12 protein-coding genes and 1 tRNA gene are annotated in these 14,726 nt (G+C 61.0%); 5 read left to right on the forward strand and 8 right to left on the reverse strand.

The window, feature by feature from the left end; genetic code table 11:
- Positions 1-231 precede the first annotated feature (231 nt).
- Positions 232-957, forward strand: a complete 726-nt coding sequence (gene ispD, locus ACHEXL_RS06170; protein WP_416561110.1) for a 2-C-methyl-D-erythritol 4-phosphate cytidylyltransferase — start codon at positions 232-234, stop codon at positions 955-957.
- Entirely contained in the window at positions 954-1,433 is a 480-nt protein-coding gene (ispF, locus tag ACHEXL_RS06175; protein ID WP_416561111.1) for a 2-C-methyl-D-erythritol 2,4-cyclodiphosphate synthase, read from the forward strand. Before ispD ends, ispF begins: the two co-directional genes overlap by 4 nt.
- Positions 1,434-1,542: 109 nt before the next feature.
- Here the strand turns inward: ispF and ACHEXL_RS06180 are convergent, their stop codons facing one another.
- Genes ACHEXL_RS06180 through ACHEXL_RS06190 form a run of 3 tightly spaced genes read right to left on the reverse strand, consistent with a single transcriptional unit; the run spans position 1,543 to position 4,431 of the window.
- On the reverse strand, positions 1,543-2,928 hold the full coding sequence (locus ACHEXL_RS06180) for a sensor histidine kinase (protein ID WP_416561112.1): 1,386 nt from the start codon (positions 2,926-2,928) through the stop codon (positions 1,543-1,545).
- Positions 2,925-3,656, reverse strand: a complete 732-nt coding sequence (gene ompR, locus ACHEXL_RS06185) for a two-component system response regulator OmpR (RefSeq protein WP_416561113.1) — start codon at positions 3,654-3,656, stop codon at positions 2,925-2,927. The genes ACHEXL_RS06180 and ompR overlap by 4 nt, the downstream gene beginning before the upstream one ends.
- Before the next feature lie 4 nt (positions 3,657-3,660).
- Complete coding sequence (locus tag ACHEXL_RS06190; protein WP_416561114.1) at positions 3,661-4,431, reverse strand: 3-hydroxybutyrate dehydrogenase; 771 nt, start codon at positions 4,429-4,431, stop codon at positions 3,661-3,663.
- A 101-nt stretch (positions 4,432-4,532) separates the two neighbouring features.
- Here ACHEXL_RS06190 and ACHEXL_RS06195 point away from each other — a divergent pair, with 101 nt between their 5' ends.
- From ACHEXL_RS06195 to ACHEXL_RS06205, 3 genes are all read left to right on the forward strand, one after another.
- Complete coding sequence (locus tag ACHEXL_RS06195) at positions 4,533-5,474, forward strand: alpha/beta fold hydrolase (RefSeq protein WP_416561115.1); 942 nt, start codon at positions 4,533-4,535, stop codon at positions 5,472-5,474.
- A 40-nt stretch (positions 5,475-5,514) separates the two neighbouring features.
- Positions 5,515-7,749, forward strand: coding sequence for a RelA/SpoT family protein (locus ACHEXL_RS06200; RefSeq protein WP_416561319.1), 2,235 nt, complete (start codon positions 5,515-5,517; stop codon positions 7,747-7,749).
- A 62-nt stretch (positions 7,750-7,811) separates the two neighbouring features.
- Positions 7,812-7,888, forward strand: a tRNA-Val gene (locus ACHEXL_RS06205).
- A gap of 152 nt (positions 7,889-8,040) precedes the next feature.
- Here ACHEXL_RS06205 and ACHEXL_RS06210 read toward each other — a convergent pair.
- The 5 genes from ACHEXL_RS06210 to ACHEXL_RS06230 all read right to left on the reverse strand — a co-directional run bounded on the left by ACHEXL_RS06210 (position 8,041) and on the right by ACHEXL_RS06230 (position 14,659).
- A complete protein-coding gene (locus ACHEXL_RS06210; protein WP_416561116.1) occupies positions 8,041-8,424 on the reverse strand; it encodes a DUF2237 family protein in 384 nt (127 codons plus the stop codon).
- A gap of 69 nt (positions 8,425-8,493) precedes the next feature.
- The gene (locus ACHEXL_RS06215) at positions 8,494-10,533 is read right to left on the reverse strand and encodes a M3 family metallopeptidase (protein ID WP_416561117.1); all 2,040 of its coding nucleotides are present in this window, start codon (positions 10,531-10,533) and stop codon (positions 8,494-8,496) included.
- A 35-nt stretch (positions 10,534-10,568) separates the two neighbouring features.
- Complete coding sequence (folD, locus tag ACHEXL_RS06220; protein WP_416561118.1) at positions 10,569-11,420, reverse strand: bifunctional methylenetetrahydrofolate dehydrogenase/methenyltetrahydrofolate cyclohydrolase FolD; 852 nt, start codon at positions 11,418-11,420, stop codon at positions 10,569-10,571.
- Positions 11,421-11,496: 76 nt separating this feature from the next.
- Entirely contained in the window at positions 11,497-12,123 is a 627-nt protein-coding gene (locus ACHEXL_RS06225; protein WP_291926830.1) for a response regulator transcription factor, read from the reverse strand.
- Between the two features lie 19 nt (positions 12,124-12,142).
- On the reverse strand, positions 12,143-14,659 hold the full coding sequence (locus ACHEXL_RS06230; protein WP_416561119.1) for a PAS domain-containing sensor histidine kinase: 2,517 nt from the start codon (positions 14,657-14,659) through the stop codon (positions 12,143-12,145).
- Positions 14,660-14,726 lie beyond the last annotated feature (67 nt).

Genomic DNA, 14,726 nt, shown 5'->3' on the forward strand with positions numbered 1-14,726 from the left:
AAAACACCCCCCGCCAAAAAAGGAGGGGGGTGGAAAAGTAAGAAACTGACTGCATTGTAAAAGCGGGACGGCAGAACCCCCGTGGCGGTCATGGGCATGGGGGCGATCTGTGCAAGCGCAAGTCAGGCGCCATGTGGCGGCGAGCTCCTCCTCGCGAATCCGTGGTTAAGTTCTGCCGCTTTTGCCTCACCACCATTCGGCCGCAGGGGCGACCTCCTACAATTCAAGTCCATGCCGATCAACCCAATCCCTCGCCGTTTTCATGCGCTGATCCCTTGTGCCGGCACAGGTAGCCGCGCGGGCACCCCCATGCCCAAGCAGTACCAGACGGTAGCTGGGCAGCCCATGGTCATGCACACCTTGCACGCGCTGGCCCGACTCTCACAGCTAACCAGTGGCTGGGTGATTCTGTCGCCCAATGACGACTTTGCATGGCCTCAAGTCTGTTGGCCATCACATTTCAAGCGTGAGGCTTGCGGCGGTGCAACCCGCGCCGAAAGCGTGTTCAATGGCCTGGGCGCCATGCTGCAAGCGGGCGTAGACGCTGAAGACTGGGTGCTGGTGCACGACGCCGCACGTTGCCTGGTCACGCCCGAGGCGGTGTCGGCCTTGATCGAGAGCTGCCAAGATGACCCGGTGGGCGGCTTGCTGGCTTTGCCGCTGCCCGACACATTGAAGTCACACACCCTGAACGGGCAGACAGCCCGCGTGGCCAGCACTGTGCCGCGTGAAGACAAATGGTTGGCACAAACGCCGCAAATGTTCCGCTTGGGCGCTTTGCATGCGGCCTTGGAAGCTGCGGCGAGCACAGGTTTTGCAGGCATCACCGACGAGTCGAGCGCCATGGAGCGCCTGGGCTTGTCACCGCGTCTGGTGCCCGGCTCGGCTCAAAATTTGAAAGTCACTTACCCCGCCGACTTCGCGTTTGCCGAAGCGATTTTGAAAGGCAGAACATGAACATCCGCATTGGCGAAGGCTGGGACGTGCACGCCTTGGTTCCCGGGCGCCAGCTGGTTTTGGGTGGGGTCAAGATTCCTCACAGCACGGGCCTGTTGGGCCACTCGGATGCCGATGTGTTGTTGCACGCTATCACCGATGCGGTGCTGGGCGCTGCGGGCCTGGGCGACATTGGGCGGCATTTTCCGGACACGGACGCGCAGTTCAAGGGCGCCGATTCGTCGGTGCTGTTGCAAGAGGCCATGCGCCGGGTGCGCGCCCAAGGCTGGGAGCTGGTGAATCTGGACAGCACCATCGTTGCCCAAGCGCCCAAACTCGCGCCGCACATGGAGGCGATCAACGCCGGAGTGGCCAAGGCGCTGGGCGTGCAAGCGGACCAAGTGAACGTGAAGGCCAAGACGGCGGAAAAACTGGGGCCCGTGGGCATGGGACAAAGCATGGAAGCGCGTGCGGTGGCTTTGCTGAGAAAGGGTTGAGAGCCAGTATCCGCTGCGAGCTCACACCCGGTAGCCGCGCTCGCTCCCAGATCAAAGCGAACCGCGTCTATGGCCGGAAGTTGCCAAGTCGGCCAAATGTCTGCATGGCTCAAGCCTCGTTTAGCGCATGCCGGAACTTCATCAGCGCCATCAGGCCGCCCGCGCTGTTGTTGAACACCGAAAACGTGCCACCCATGCGTTGCACCGATCGCTCGACAATGGCCAGGCCCAGGCCGGAGCCTGTTGCCGAAGTTCTGGCCGCATCGCCTCTGAAAAACGGTTGTGTCAGGTTTTTCAAAGCCTCTTCGGACACCCCCGGGCCTTGATCGCGCACACGCAGCAACACCCAGCCCTCATGCACCCGAGCCACAATCTCAACGCGGGTGATGCCATCGCTGGGACTTTGGCCATAACGGCGGGCGTTTTCCAGCAGGTTAGACAGCACGCGTGACAGTTCAACCGGCTCGGCCTTGACTTGCAGGTCCTCTGCCACATCCACACTGATCTCGAAGCGCGGGTTGTTGCGCCAAGGGGCGATGCTGCGACTGATCACACCAGACAACATGACCGGACCCAGTTCAGTGGGTTCAGGTCTGGCGTAGTCAAGGAATTTGTCGATGATGGCGTCCAATTGTGCGATGTCGGCGGCCATCAAGTCGCGGGTTTCCGGATCGCTCACACTCAGCTCCGTCTCCAGCCGCAAGCGCGCCAAAGGGGTGCGCAGATCGTGCGAGATGCCCGCCAGCATCAAGGCCCGCTCTTGCTCGATTTTGGCCAGGCGTTCGGCCATGCGGTTGAAGCCGATGTTGACCTCGCGGATTTCGCTGGTGGCCGCGTCTTCGTCCAAGGTCGAGGTGTTGAAGTGGCCTTCGCGCACTTGGCTCGCCGCAAAGGACAAGCGTTTAAGCGGGCGGTTGATCAGGCCTGCCATGATGGCGGCCCCCGCCAAAGACAGCGCCAAGGTCACGGCCAGCCAGGTCAGCCAGGCCGAGCCGCCCAGGGGACGAAGCCGCTCCGGGTCCATTTGCAGCCAGTAGCTGTCTCGCTCGATCTTGAAGCCCACCCACAAGCCAGGCGAATCGTTCACCCTTGAGGCGATCACGGTGTCTGGCCCCAGCCTTTTGGCCATTTCCAGCGCTAAACGGCTCTCCATGCCCGAGTCGCTAAAAGGGACCACACGGTCGGCGGGCTCGCGAATGAGGATACTGAGGTCTTCCTCGTCTGCCAGCATTTTGAGCAGGGCGACGCGTGCAATGGCGTCCGAGTGCATCAAGGCCGTCTTGGTCAAATTGACCACGGTGGCAATTTGGTGGGCATTGCGCAAAATGCGCGGTTCGTACTCTTGTGTACGAAACATTTGCAGCCAGGCCAGGCTGCTGAACAAGATCAACAAGGCCAGCAAGAAGAAGGTGCGCCAAAACAGGCTCAGTTTCAGCCTGCGTGGCGGTTTTTCGGATTCGGCACCTTCTGGCGATGCGGTTTCTACAGGATTCACGGCTGCCCATCAGGCACAAAAACGTAACCGACGCCCCAGACGGTCTGGATGATTTTGGGCGATGCCGGGTCGGTCTCGATCATCTTGCGCAGCCTGGAAATCTGAACATCCAGACTTCGATCGAAGGGCTCGAACTCACGCCCGCGGGCCAGTTGCGCCAATTTGTCTCGCGTCAAAGGCTGCTTGGGGTGCCGAGCCAAGGCTTTGAGCATGGCGAATTCGCCGCTTGTCAAAGGCATGTCCTGACCGTTTTTGGACAGGGAACGGGTGCCCAAGTCAAGTGAAAACGCGCCAAACACGATGACTTCATGGTCACCGGCGGAGGGCGCCCCCGGCATCTCCGTTTGCGGCCGTCGCCGCAGCACCGCATGGATGCGTGCCAGCAGCTCGCGCGGGTTGAAGGGCTTGCCCAGGTAGTCGTCGGCACCGATTTCCAAACCCGTGATGCGGTCGACATCCTCCACCTTGGCGGTGAGCATGATGACCGGGGTTTTGACGCCCGCAGCCCGCAAGCGTTTGCAAATGCTCAGGCCGTCTTCACCTGGAAGCATCAGGTCCAGCACGATCAGGTCGATCGTCTCGCGCTGCAAGATGCGGTCAAGGGCACGGCCGTCTTCGGCCAGCAGCACATCAAAGCCTTCGGGCGACAAAAATCGACGCAACAAATCGCGGATGCGGGTGTCGTCGTCAACAATGACGATCTTGTCCAAGCGTGCAGAAGTACTCATGGCTTTACTGGGCGGTCCAGCCGCCGTCCATGTTCCAGGCCACACCGCGCACGTTGTTGCCCGCGGCCGAGCAGAAGAAGACCGCCAGCTCGCCCAGCTCTTCGGGGGTGGTGAACTGCATGGAGGGCTCTTTCTCTTGCAGCAGAACTTTTTTGGCTTCTTCGTTGGACAAGCCCATGGCGGCAGCCTTGGCGTCCACCTGTTTTTGCACAAGCGGTGTCAAGACCCAGCCGGGGCAAATCGCGTTGCAAGTCACGCCAGTGGTGGCGTTTTCGAGGGCTGTGACCTTGGTCAGGCCCACCACGCCGTGCTTGGCGGCCACATAGGCAGACTTTTCGGCAGAACCCACCAGGCCGTGGATGGATGCCACGTTGATGATGCGGCCCCAGTTGGCGGCCTTCATGGCGGGCAGGGCCAGGCGTGTGGCGTGGAAGGCACTGGTCAGGTTGATGGCGATGATGGCGTCCCAGTGCTCAACCGGGAAGTCTTCGATGCGGGCGACGTGTTGGATGCCCGCGTTGTTCACCAGGATGTCGACGCGGCCAAAGGTGTCGGCGGCGAACTTCATCATGGCTTCAATCTCGCTGGCTTTGCTCATGTCGGCGCCGTGGTAAGCCACTTTCACGCCCAGTGCAGCAATTTCTACCTTGGGGCCTTCGGCATCACCAAACCCGTTCAAAACAATGTTGGCGCCTTGCTTGGCCAAAGCCTTGGCAATGCCCAGACCGATACCGCTGGTTGAACCCGTGACCAGTGCTGTTTTACCTTGCAACATGATTTCCACTCCGAAAGATGAATTAGGATGTTCAAAAGTCCATTATGGCGCTGACCCAGCCCCGTTTCAGCGGCAAAGCCGCCAGATTGTTTCCGATTGTCATGACTGTCATCCACAACGCCTCTCGCCTCTCGCCCCAACTCGAATGGGTGACTTGTCCGCACCCCGAGGGCCAGCACCGCATGGCTTTTTGGCGTTGGGGCGAGGCCACAGCACGCCGTGTGGTGGTGTGCGTGCATGGCCTGACCCGTCAAGGCCGGGATTTTGATCGCCTGGCCCAAGCCCTGGTCGCTCAAAGTCCAGAGCCGCTGCAGGTCATTTGTCCCGATGTGGCCGGGCGAGGGCGCAGCGAGTGGCTGAGTGATCCCGCCCTCTACCAAATTCCGCAATATGCAGGCGACATGCTGGCCATGCTGGGCCAGATTCAGCAGCAGTTGGGGGCCGACCGGCCCTTGCAAACCTTGGACTGGGTGGGCACCAGCATGGGCGGACTGATTGGCATGGTGCTGGCTGGGCAGCCCGGGCTGCCTTTACCGTGCCCGATTCGCCGCCTGGTGCTCAACGATGTGGGCCCGGCCATCACCTGGTCATCGGTGCAGCGCATGCAAGGCTATGTGGGTCAGTACGGTCAATACCGCGACCTCGATGAAGCCGTGGCAGCACTCTGGGACTTGTCGCAAGGCTTTGGACCGGTCTTGCCCGAGGTCTGGCGCGAGATGTCGGCCCACATGATGCGCCCAGGAACCGATGGCCAACTGACCCTGCATTACGACCCGGCCATCGGGGTGCCTGTCAGGGCCATGACCCCCGAAACGGCCGCTGCTGGCGAAGCCATGCTCTGGACTTTGTACGACCAGATCCAGGCGCAAACTCTTCTGATTCGCGGCCAGGACTCGGATTTGCTGACGCCAGAAACGGCCTTGCAGATGACCCAACGCGGCCCCCGTGCCCGACTGGACACCTGGCCCGGCTTTGGCCACGCGCCCACTCTGACAGGGGACGACCAGATCGCGGTGGTGGCCAAGTTCTTGCTCGGACCTTGACGCCATGGTCAGCCCCACATTCAGCCATTCCGCCAGCCCGATGGCGACCACACCCCGTTTGCATGCCCCACATTTGCCTCCTGTCGTGCTGGCCACGGCCGATGCCTCCGGGGTGATCGATCCCGGCGAAACACTGGCCAAAGCCCGTGCTTTTGCCGAACCCCTGATTGCCGGTGAAACCCTGGACACGGGCGAAAATATCCTGGCGCATGCCGATGCCGTGGCCGCGATCCTGGCAAACATTGGCGGCTCGGTGGCCATGCAGGCGGCCAGTTACCTGGTCTATGCCTGCCCGCACCTGAACAAACCGGAAGAGGTGATCGCCAAGGCATTTGGCCCGCATTTGGCGCAACTGGCCATGCAGACCAATCAGCTGGTGCATGTGCAACGCTTGTCTCGGGCCGCTGAATCGGGTACGCACGGGCCAGACAACACGCCGCTGAGCCCCCGCGTTCAGACCGAAAACGTGCGTAAGATGCTGCTGGCTTTCAGTCGCGATTTGCGCGTGGTCATGCTGCGCCTGGCTTCGCGCTTGCAAACCCTGCGCCACTACGCTGCCACCAAGCTGCCGGTGCCCCCGGCTTTGGCCAGCGAGTCGCTGCAGGTGTTTGCACCGCTGGCCAACCGTTTGGGCATTTGGCAGATCAAATGGGAAATGGAGGACCTGTCTTTCCGATTTCTGGAGCCTGCCACTTACAAAGACATTGCCCGCCTGCTCGATGAAAAACGCACCGAGCGCGAGCGCTACATGGTGGCGCTGCGCGAACGCCTGCAGCAGGCCTTGGCCAGCCAGGGCATTGAGGCCTCGGTCGAGGGGCGGCCCAAACACATCTACAGCATCGTGCGCAAAATGCGCGGCAAGGCCTTGCCCTTTGAGCGCGTGTTCGACATCCGGGCACTGCGCGTGGTGGTGCCCAGCGTGGCCGACTGCTACCAGGTGCTCAGTTGGGTGCACGAGCACTTTGTGCCGATTGCCGAAGAATTTGACGACTACATCGCCAAGCCCAAAGCCAACGGCTACCAGTCGTTGCACACCGTGGTGCGCGATGCCGATGGGGGCCCGATTGAGGTGCAGATCCGCACCCGTGCCATGCACGAACATGCCGAACACGGCGTTGCCGCGCACTGGGCCTACAAGGAGGCCGGGGCCAAAGGCTACGCCGGGGTGTCGGCCACCAGCGAATACGACACCAAGATCGCCGTGCTGCGCCAGCTGCTGGCCTGGGAGCGGGACCTGTCCGGGGCTGCACAAGCCAATGACCACGGCGGCGGCCTGTTTGACGACCGCATTTATGTGCTGACGCCCGATGCGGCTGTGGTGGAGCTGCCGCAAGGCGCCACGCCCATCGACTTTGCCTACACGGTGCACACCAACCTGGGCCACCGCTGCCGGGGCGCCAAGGTGGACGGGGCCATGGTGCCGCTGAACACCCAGCTGGCCAACGGCCAGACGGTCGAGATCACCGCCATCAAGGAAGGCGGGCCGTCGCGCGACTGGCTCAACCCGGAATTGGGCTTTTTGGCCAGTCCGCGTGCGCGGGCCAAAGTCCGGGCCTGGTTCAATGCACAAGTGATCGCCGAAACCGTGGCGCGTGGGCGCGAAGCGGTTGAGAAATTCCTGCAGCGCCTGGGGCGCACCGCGATCCGCCTGGAGGACCTGGCCAGCCAGCTGGGCTTCAAATCTGCCGAAGGGCTGTTTGAGGTGGTGGGCAAGGACGAATACTCCCTGCGCAACATCGAAGTCCTGCTCAACCCGCCAGAGCCTTCGCTGGAGCCGGATGAGTATTTTCAGAAAAAGTTCAAAGGTGCTGCAGCCCGCAAATCGCCCTCAGGCGTGCTGGTGGTGGGTGTGGATTCCTTGCTCACGCAACTGGCACGTTGTTGCAAACCTGCGCCACCGGATGCGATCAGCGGCTTTGTCACGCGCGGCAAGGGGGTAAGCATCCACCGCCAGGACTGCAGCAACTTCCGCGAATTGGCCTCACGCCATGGCGAACGTGTGATCGAGGTGCGTTGGGGCGAGCACAAGGGTGCAGATGCCTTGGTGTACCCGGTCGACGTGGCGGTGGAAGCCTTTGACCGGCAAGGCCTGCTGCGCGATATCTCCGAAGTGTTTGCTAAAGAAAAGATGAACGTCATCGGTGTGCAAACCCAGTCCGTCAAAGGCACGGCCTGGATGACCTTCACGGTGGAGATCGGCGACGCCGCCCGCCTGAACAAGGTTCTGGGTACCGTTCGCAGTGTCAAAGGGGTGAGGTCTGCACGAAGGCGGTGAGCACGTCTTATTGAAGCACGCCCTGAAAACGCGATTTTTCCCGCTATAATTCATAGCTTAGCAGGCGCGTAGCTCAGTTGGTTAGAGCACCACCTTGACATGGTGGGGGTCGCTAGTTCGAATCTAGTCGCGCCTACCAAATTCGGTAGGAGAATCAAGCACTTGGCGGAAACGCTCGGTGCTTTTTTTTTCGTCCACACGCCCAAAGTGAGCGTATCTCCGACAGTTTTCCGCCACTCGCTTGCATTTCGCAGCCCATCCATTGCGCAAGTAGGACTGAACAGTTTGGCGTTATTGCTTGCCCACAGCTTTGACAGCGTGCGACTGCAACTGCGCCAGCTTCACAAAGTCCAGCGCACGTACGTGCGTGCATTCCAGCACCACGGGCGGTGCAACGCCAGCATCCAGCGCTTCTTTCCAGCGCAGAGCGCACAGGCACCAACGGTCGCCCGCTTTCAAACCGGCAAAGCGGTATTCGCGGCGAGGGGTGATGAGGTCGTTTCCACGTGCCAGCGAAAAATCCAGAAATTCCTGCGTGACTTTCGCGCACACCACATGGCTGCCCTGGTCATGCTCGTCCGTGTTGCAGCAACCGTCCCGGTAGTACCCGGTCAACGGGTCGTAGGAGCAGGGGACCAGCGCCTCCCCCAAGACGTTGCGTGCGTTGTCGCTCATGATTTTTGTGACCTTGACAGCATCAAATGACCCATTGAAGCCCCAAGCATTCAGGGCGCGGCGTTGGACTCAGGCGGCGACCATGCCTTGGTGGCGCAGCAAGGCGTCCAGGCTGGGTTCGCGGCCCCGGAAGGCCTTGAACGATTCCAGCGCAGGGCGGCTGCCACCTGCCTCCAGAATGGTTTGGCGGTACAGGCGACCGGTTTCCACACTGGGCGTGCCGTCGGCAGCGGCGGTTTCTTCAAACGCGGCATAAGCATCGGCGCTCAGCACCTCGGCCCATTTGTAGCTGTAATAGCCCGCAGCGTAGCCACCAGCAAAGATGTGGCTGAAGGTGTGGGCCATGCGGTTGAAGGCGGGCGGGTGCAGCACAGCCACTTCGTCGCGCACTTGTTGTAACAGCGGCATGAAGTCTTGCGCCGGGTCGTGCTCGGCATGCACCAGCATGTCGAACAACGAAAACTCGATTTGGCGCAGGGTCTGCAGGCCGCTTTGGAAGTTTTTCGCGGCCAGCATTTTGTCGAACAGCGCACGCGGCAAGGGCTCACCGGTCTCCACATGGGCGGTCATGTGGCGCAGTACCGACCATTCCCAGCAGAAGTTTTCCATGAACTGGCTGGGTAATTCCACCGCGTCCCACTCGACGCCGCTGATGCCCGAGACATCGCGTTCGTTGACTTGGGTGAGCATGTGGTGCAAACCGTGGCCAAACTCGTGGAAGAGGGTGATCACGTCGTCGTGCGTGAGCAACGGCGGCTGGCCATTCACGCCCTCGGCAAAGTTGCACACCAGGTGCGCCACAGGCGTTTGCAGCACACCCGTGTCGGGACGCTGCCAGCGGCCGCGCACGTCGTCCATCCACGCGCCGCCGCGCTTGCCAGCGCGTGCAGGTGGGTCCAGGTAGAACTGGCCGACCAGTTGGCCGTCGCGCTCGATGCGGTAGAACGCCACCGCCGGGTGCCAAACAGGGGCCTGGTCGGGGCGGATGCTGACTTCAAACAAGGTTTCGATGATCTTGAACAAGCCGGCCAGCACTTTGGGGGCTGTGAAGTACTGCTTGACTTCTTGCTCGCTGAAGCTGTAGCGGGCTTCCTTGAGTTTTTCGCTCAAGTAGGGCACGTCCCAGGCGTTCAGCGGGCCGGTGATGCCCAGCGCGTTGGTTGCGAATTCGCGCAAGTCGGCCAGGTCTTTTTCGGCAAATGGGCGGGCTTTGGCCGCCAGGTCTCGCAAGAAGGCGGTGACTTTTTCGGGGGATTCGGCCATCTTGGGCACCACCGACACTTGGGCGTAGTTGTCAAAACCCAAGAGGCGCGCTTCCTCCTGGCGCAACGCCAGGATTTCCTGCATCAAGGGCGTGTTGTCGAAGTGTTTCGCGTCTTCGGGGGCCTGGTCCGAGGCACGGGTCACATAGGCTTTGTAGAGCTGCTCGCGCAATGCGGCGCTGTCGGCGAACTGCATCACGGGCAAATACACCGGCATTTTCAGGCTCAGGCGGTGGCCCTCTTTGCCTTCTTTTTGGGCGGCCTCCCGGGTGGCTTGCACCACATCGGCAGGCACACCTTGGAGCTGGTCTTCGCTCACGTACAGCGCAAAGTTGTCGGTCGCGTCGAGTGTGTTTTCGCTGAACTTTTGTGTGATCTCGGCCAGCCGTTCCTGGATGGCGGCGTAGCGTTCTTTGGCCGCCCCTTGCAGTTCGGCACCGCCCAGCACAAAGGCGCGCAGGGCGTTTTTGTGGGCTTGTTGTTGCTCGGTGTTGAGGCGGGTCGCGTCAATCGCCTTGTATTTGGCGTACAGGCGCTCGTCGCTGCCCAGGCGTGTCCAGAATTCGGTCACGCGGGGCAGGGCGGCGTTGTAGGCGGCGCGTAGCTCGGGCGTGTCGGCAACGCTGTTGAGGTGTGAGACCGCGCCCCAGGCCAGCCCCAAGCGCTCGGTGGCCACGTCGAGGGTTTGGGCGATGGCTTTCCAGTCGGCTGGAAAGTCTGCAGCGGTGACTTTCTCCAGGGCTTGTTCGGCCGCAGCCAGCAGTTCGTCCATGGCCGGGGCCACATGCTCGGGGGCAATGCGGTCAAACAAGGGCAGGCCAGAGGTGTCGAGCAAGGGGTTGGTCATGGATTTCCAAATAGGGGTTCAGTCGGTACTTTGTATCACTTGGAGGCGCGTTCGGCGGCTTCAAGGGTATTGACCAGCAGCATGGTGATCGTCATGGGGCCAACGCCACCGGGCACGGGGGTGATGTAGCCTGCGACTTGTTTCACGCCGTCAAAGTCCACATCACCGCACAGCTTGCCTTCGTCGTTGCGGTTCATGCCCACATCCAGCACCACTGCACCGGGTTTGACCATGTCGGCCGTGACCACGTTGCGCTTGCCCACGGCGGCCACGATCACGTCGGCTTGCAAGGTCAGGGCTTTGAGGTTTTGGGTGCGCGAGTGCGCCACTGTCACGGTGGCGTCTTTTTGCAGCAGCATCAGCGCCATGGGCTTGCCCACAATGTTGCTGCGACCGATCACCACCGCGTGTTTGCCGCGCAGGTCGTAGCCGATGCTCTCGAGCATCTTCATGCAGCCGTAGGGCGTGCAAGGCCAGAAACCGGGCATACCGGTCATGAGCGCGCCGGCGCTGGCGATGTGAAAACCGTCGACGTCCTTGGCCGGGCTGATGGCTTCGATCACTTTTTGTGCGTCGATGTGGGCGGGCAAGGGCAGCTGCACCAGGATGCCGTGGATGCTGGGGTCTTGGTTGAGCGCTTCCACGCGAGCCAGCAGGGCGGCCTCGGTCATGTTGGCGTCGTATTTTTCGAGCACAGAGTGCAGGCCGCTGTCTTCGCAGGCCTTGACCTTGTTGCGCACATACACCTGGCTGGCCGGGTTGTCACCCACCAACACCACGGCCAGACCCGGGGTGATGCCTTTGGCCTTGAGGGCCTGGGCGCGGCTGGCGACTTCGGTGCGCAGTTGTTTGGAGAGTTGGGTGCCATCAATGATTTGGGCGGTCATGGTTGAAATTCGAAAAGGTCAGAGAAAAATGCAAAACGCCCGACAGATGCGGGCGTTTGGAGCTTGTGGGTGCGGATCAGGCTTTGGGTGCGTTTTGCCCCAGCGCGATCTTGAGCAGATCGGCCACGGTGTTGGCGTTGAGCTTTTCCATGATGTTGGCACGGTGCGCTTCCACGGTCTTGATGCTGATGCCCAGGTCATCGGCGATCTGCTTGTTCAGGCGACCGGCCACGATGCGCTCCAGCACCTGGGCTTCGCGGCCTGTGAGTTTGGAGAGCAGGGCGTCGCGGCTGGCCGCTTGCTGGTAGCCGGCAAACGCGTCGCGGGCTTCGTCGAGCATGCGTTCGACCAGACCCAACAATTCTTCTTCTTTGAACGGTTTCTGGATGAAATCCATCGCGCCTTTTTTCATGGTGTTCACGGCCATGGGCACGTCTCCATGACCAGTGATGAACACGATGGGCAGGGGCGATTTGCGCTCGATGAGGCGGTCTTGCAACTCCAGACCGGTCATGCCACCCATGCGGATGTCGGCGATCAGGCAGGCGACCTCACGGGGGTCGTAGCGGCTGATGAAGGACTCGGCACTGTCAAAACAACGCACCCGATAATCCTTGCCTTCGAGCAACCACTGCAAGGAATCGCGCACCGCTTCGTCATCGTCCACAACGTACACAGTGCCTTTTTTGGGAATCAAGCTCATTCATTTACCCCGTGGGTTGTTATGTGGTCAAAGCAGCTTCGACCGGAATCCAGAAGGAGAACCTGCAACCAGTCACCTCGCCGGCATTGTAGAGGTTCTCCGAAACGATCCTGCCTTGGTGGGATTCGATGATGCTGCGGCATAAATTCAGGCCAATGCCCATGCCTTCGACCTTGGTCGAGAAAAAGGCCTCGTACACCCTTTCAGAGTCCTCCGGGGGCAAACCTTGGCCTGTGTCGGTCACGGAAAACTCGACCACGGGCTGGCCGTCCACCAGCTTAGGCACGATGCGCAGTTCTACTTGGCGCTGACCGGTGGGGCGGTCGGCGTTATCAATCGACTCAGCCGCGTTCTTCATCAGGTTGATCAGCACCTGCTCGATCAGGATCGGGTCCACCATGAGCTGCGGCAGTCGCGCTGCGACATGGTGGGTCAGGCGCACGTTGCGGCGGCGCATCTCGATTTCGGCCAGCTCCAGCGCTTCGCTGACCATGGCCGACACATCCGACAAAGTGCGGTTGGGCTCGCTTCGCTTGACGAAGCTACGGATGCGCAAAATGATCTGACCGGCACGCTGAGCCTGGCGGGCGGTTTTGTCCAGCGCAGACAGCAGGTCTTCTTCCTTGACCTGTTGTGACTTGATGCGCGAAATCATGCCGCTGCAGTAATTGCTGATGGCTGTGAGCGGCTGGTTCAGCTCGTGCGCCACGCTGGAGGCCATTTCGCCCATGGTGATCAAGCGACTGGCGTTCTGGGCGCGTTCAGCTTGCTGGGCCGCCAGCTCTTCGGCCTGACGGCGCGGGGTGATGTCGCTGGCAATCACCATTTGCGCCAGTCGCCCGTCGGCCCAGTTGATGTAGCGCGAGCGCACTTCCAGCCATTTGCCCAACTCCGACACGAAGATTTCGGAGTTTTCGGATTTGGCGACGGTCAGGCTTTCCGTGGGCAGACCCGCCATTTCGTCCACATCGTCGTTCTCTTCAGCCCGGTCATTGCTGTCGGTCGCGCCCGCTTGTTGCACCAGTCGCAGGTGCCCCACGGTGTTCTGACCAAACCAGAGCCGGTACAACTTGTTGGCAAACAGCAGCTCTTCGCTGCCCAAAGGGGCCACCGAAACCGAGGCGTCCAGCGCCTCCAGCACGATGGTGAAGCGTTCATGCGAACTGGCCAGTTGCTCCCGAATCCGATTGGGTTCGGTGATGTCGGTCATCGAGGTCATCCAGCCGGTTTGCTTGCCGGTCGCATCGATCAGCGGCGACACATACATGCGTGCATCGAAAAGTTGGCCGTTTTTGCGCTTGACCCGCACCTGAAAACCACCTGCAGAGTGTTGCCCGCTTATTTCTTCCTCCAGGCGTTTCATCAGCAGTTCACGGTCCTGGTCGGGCCAGTAGGGGAAGGGGGCCACTGCACCGACCAAATCGGATTCGCTCCAGCCTGTCATCTGGCAAAAAGCGGGATTGACGTAGGTGATGCGCCCGCGCAAGTCCAGGGCTCGCATGCCCGTCAGCATGGAGTTTTCCATGGCGCGGCGGAAGTTGGTTTCGGCCACCAGGGCTTTTTGGGCCTGTATGCGCCTGCGGGTATGCCGCCAGTTGCCGATCAGCATCCAGGCCGTCATGACACTCAACACACTCACCAACCAAAACAAGCCGCCACCCACCAGGCCCTGAGAAGTGCGCCAGGCTTGGGCCCGCAAAATCAGGTCGTTGCCGACGGGCGAGACGGGCACTTCGTAATCGTTGTTGGGTTTGTCACTGCCGGGCAGCAAGCGCCACAGGGCAATGCGGCCCGGAATGGTTTGTCCGGCCAGCAATTGGCCTTTGCCGTCTTGCAGTGCCACGGCGTATTTGGCCAGCACCTCAGTCGGGATACCGTAGCGCAGCAGCCCTTCCATGGTGTATTCCGCCAGAATCACCCCGCTGAAGCGGCCTTGGTCGTTGCTCAGGGGGGTGTGCAACTGCAACACAGCGAGTTGGGCGTCCTTGTCCACATCGGTGTTGATCTGGCCGTAGATGGGCTGCATCAAGTCGCGGGCCAGGCTGAAGTGACTTTCTGTTTCACCCACTTTGAGCACCGTGCCAGCCCGCATGTGCTGGCTGGGCGATATGCTGGAAACGCTCTGGTTGGCGATGATGCGTCGTCGGTCGTCGATCCAGGTCAGCGACAAAAACTCCGGATATTGCTGCACCAGGGCTTCAGCACGGGACAAAAACTGATCGGTGCGGATCTCCTTGTTGGAGACATCGCGTGCCAGGCGCATGACCTGTTCTTGCCGCTCCAGCAAACGCAGACGCAGGCGCTGTTGAGCGTATTCCACATCCCGTTTGATGGCTTCTTGCTCCCGCTCGATCTCTTCGACCCGCAAGTACCAGAATGCGCTGGCAATGGCGGCCAAAAAAAGCACCACAGCCACCACGGGGGCCAAGTTGGCATAACGGTCCTGTCTGTTGGGAGATTGGCGATGCCACCACGAGCGCCACCAAGCCCACGGTCCAACCTGGGTCACGACCGATGCTGCTTTGTTCAATTCCATCCCCTGAGTTTAGGGGACAAGCCCTCTGTCATGCCCTTGTGATCCGCTTGGCAGTCCGTAAAAAAAG

Origin of the sequence: Limnohabitans sp. YIMB22184, from assembly GCF_048020265.1 — a bacterium.
In the GTDB taxonomy this organism is placed as follows: Bacteria; Pseudomonadota; Gammaproteobacteria; order Burkholderiales; family Burkholderiaceae_C; genus Limnohabitans_A.

What these genes read in the sequence shown, in the direction of transcription:
- ispD (WP_416561110.1), top strand. Translation starts at nt 232, where the DNA reads ATGCCGATCAACCCAATCCCTCGCCGTTTTCATGCGCTGATCCCTTGT.
- ispF (WP_416561111.1), top strand. Translation starts at nt 954, where the DNA reads ATGAACATCCGCATTGGCGAAGGCTGGGACGTGCACGCCTTGGTTCCC.
- ompR (WP_416561113.1), bottom strand. Translation starts at nt 3,656, where the DNA reads ATGAGTACTTCTGCACGCTTGGACAAGATCGTCATTGTTGACGACGAC.
- ACHEXL_RS06190 (WP_416561114.1), bottom strand. Translation starts at nt 4,431, where the DNA reads ATGTTGCAAGGTAAAACAGCACTGGTCACGGGTTCAACCAGCGGTATC.
- ACHEXL_RS06195 (WP_416561115.1), top strand. Translation starts at nt 4,533, where the DNA reads ATGACTGTCATCCACAACGCCTCTCGCCTCTCGCCCCAACTCGAATGG.
- ACHEXL_RS06200 (WP_416561319.1), top strand. Translation starts at nt 5,515, where the DNA reads ATGGCGACCACACCCCGTTTGCATGCCCCACATTTGCCTCCTGTCGTG.
- ACHEXL_RS06210 (WP_416561116.1), bottom strand. Translation starts at nt 8,424, where the DNA reads ATGAGCGACAACGCACGCAACGTCTTGGGGGAGGCGCTGGTCCCCTGC.
- ACHEXL_RS06215 (WP_416561117.1), bottom strand. Translation starts at nt 10,533, where the DNA reads ATGACCAACCCCTTGCTCGACACCTCTGGCCTGCCCTTGTTTGACCGC.
- folD (WP_416561118.1), bottom strand. Translation starts at nt 11,420, where the DNA reads ATGACCGCCCAAATCATTGATGGCACCCAACTCTCCAAACAACTGCGC.
- ACHEXL_RS06225 (WP_291926830.1), bottom strand. Translation starts at nt 12,123, where the DNA reads ATGAGCTTGATTCCCAAAAAAGGCACTGTGTACGTTGTGGACGATGAC.
- ACHEXL_RS06230 (WP_416561119.1), bottom strand. Translation starts at nt 14,659, where the DNA reads ATGGAATTGAACAAAGCAGCATCGGTCGTGACCCAGGTTGGACCGTGG.